The following is a 2,323-nucleotide window of genomic DNA, read 5'->3' on the forward strand; positions in this document are numbered from 1 at the left end:
GTTGGTTAGAATACCGGCCTGTCACGCCGGGGGTCGCGGGTTCGAGTCCCGTCCACTCCGCCACTTATATTAAGCCCTAGTCGAAAGACTGGGGCTTTTTCGTTTGGTCGTGTTCCCTAGAAATGTATTTACACATTGAAGGCGATACTATGCGACTATCTTGACCCTTTTGGCGCATGAGTTTCTCAGGAAGATGAGCCTGCTGCCTGCACTTCCAATTACTCCGAGTTTGTATCATGTCCTCGTTGAAAGGTTGGTCATTTGAACAATGAGTATTTATAACACTCGCCCTCAACCGTAATAGAATGAATAGTCTTCCGTACTGCGTGTTTTGTTAGTGTCTCTCTTAAACAATAATTTTCTACATCTTATTTCTCAAACATTCATTGCTTCCATGTTTAGAGCGGGACCGTCGTTGCGTGGATTGCGCAACTTCCCGAAATATAGTGAGGAAGAGAGCTAAGTCTTCCGAAAATTAATGCCTTTTAGAAAACTTTGTTTTCTTTGCTGAACTTGCTAGTAGCGATTAACCTAAGAGGAGTTCTTGAGGAGTATGTTTGATGATGCAACAAATAAAAAATGAAACGCTGAAATCTGTATTTAAGCAATGGTCTTCCGAAGAGGGAATTGTGGTCATCAACCCTGCAACTGAGCAAGAGTTAATTCGGTTAAAGCCTAGTACTCTTGATGAGTTAGATGATCTCATTGGTCAGTGCAAAACGGAGCAAGTCCGTTGGGCTAAATTAAGTGCCAAAGAGCGCTCTCGTCGTTTGAGGGGGTGGTATCAACTACTTCTTGATAATGCAGAAGACATAGCCACGATTATTACCTTAGAGCAGGGTAAACCTTTAGCTGAGAGCAAAGGGGAAGTGATGTATGGTGCCTCTTTTGTCGAGTGGTTCTCAGAAGAAGCAAAACGTGCTTATGGCGAAGTTATTCCTGCCCCCACGACAGATAGACGTCTATCTGCAATTCGACAGCCTGTGGGAGTATGCGCTGCAATTACACCTTGGAACTTCCCTATTGCGATGATTACAAGAAAAGCAGCACCAGCCCTAGCGGCAGGTTGTGGCATGTTGATCAAGCCATCAGAGCTTACCCCTCTCACTGCAATTGCTGTTGTTGAGTTAGCTTATCAGGCTGGTATCCCTAAAGAACTGCTTTCTGTCATGGTGTCGGAGCAGGCTGCTGAGTTTGGTCAAGTACTAAGTACTGATCCTAGGATTCAGAAGATCTCTTTTACGGGGTCTACGCGCGTTGGGAAAATTTTGATGAAGCAAGCCAGTGATTCAGTCAAGGCGGTGTCGATGGAGTTGGGTGGTAATGCGCCTTTCATCGTGTTTGAAGATGCAGACTTAGATGAGGCTGCGGAAGGGCTTGTCGCGTCGAAGTTCCGTAATGCAGGGCAAACATGTGTTTGTACCAATCGGCTATATGTTCATAAAAATGTAAAACAAGCTTTTATTGATAAAGTATTGTCGAAGTTAAGCAAATTAAAGCTTGGAAATGGTTTAGAGAAAGGTGTCACATTAGGTCCTGTTATTACGATGGCCTCTAAGCATCGACTAGAGGCGGCGATCGATCAAGCTGTACAAGAAGGAGCCTCTATTGCTAACTCTCCACAGAGACGGCCTGGTCGCTTTATGGAGCCCGTTCTTTTGGATAGTGTGACGCAGAATATGTCGATTGTTCAGCAAGAGCTATTCGGGCCTGTGTTGCCTATTGTTACCTTTGAAAATGATGATCAAGTTCTCGAAATGGCTAACGATACAGAATATGGTTTGGCTTGCTATTTCTATACGAATAGCTTGAAGCGTATTGTGACTTTTAGTGAAGGTTTAGAGTACGGTATGGTTGGAGTGAATGAAGGGATCATCTCTACTGAAGTGGCTCCATTTGGTGGAGTTAAAGAGTCGGGTGTTGGACGGGAAGGTGCTAAGCAAGGACTCGATGAATATCTGGAGACAAAGTATATTTGTCTTGGTGGTTTAAGCTGATTTCAGAGATGCCCGATTGAATTAAAAAGCTAGGTTTTTACCTAGCTTTTTTTTTAGTTGAAAGGCATACCATTTGCCACGCGCGTTTGTGGTTAATATTTTCTGGTTACTTAGTGAGTCGATAGTTAGCTTGCGGTAAGCGGTTTTTAATAATCAAAGCGCTTATGTTATTTCGTTATGGGGTAGGAGAGAGCTTAGCTTTAAACTAATACAAAAAAGCCGCATCAAGTGATGCGGCTTCTTCTAATATGGCTCCTCCTGCTGGGCTCGAACCAGCGACCTGCGGATTAACAGTCCGTCGCTCTACCAACTGAGCTAAGGAGGAA

The 2,323-nt window shown here is 44.0% G+C and carries 1 protein-coding gene and 1 tRNA gene; one reads left to right on the forward strand and one right to left on the reverse strand.

Annotated features, from left to right (window positions below; genetic code table 11):
• Window positions 1-560: 560 nt before the first annotated feature.
• Window positions 561-1,997, forward strand: coding sequence for an NAD-dependent succinate-semialdehyde dehydrogenase (locus tag R7M92_RS24785; RefSeq protein WP_318134562.1), 1,437 nt, complete (start codon window positions 561-563; stop codon window positions 1,995-1,997).
• A 249-nt stretch (window positions 1,998-2,246) separates the two neighbouring features.
• Here R7M92_RS24785 and R7M92_RS24790 read toward each other — a convergent pair.
• Window positions 2,247-2,322: transfer RNA gene (locus R7M92_RS24790), tRNA-Asn, on the reverse strand.
• Window position 2,323 lies beyond the last annotated feature (1 nt).

It is taken from the genome of Vibrio sp. Vb2880, from assembly GCF_033337975.1.
Lineage (GTDB): Bacteria > Pseudomonadota > Gammaproteobacteria > Enterobacterales > Vibrionaceae > Vibrio > Vibrio alginolyticus.

Bases quoted from the DNA above. Each gene is read 5' to 3' on its own strand.
- R7M92_RS24785 (WP_318134562.1), top strand. From the start codon at position 561: ATGATGCAACAAATAAAAAATGAAACGCTGAAATCTGTATTTAAGCAA.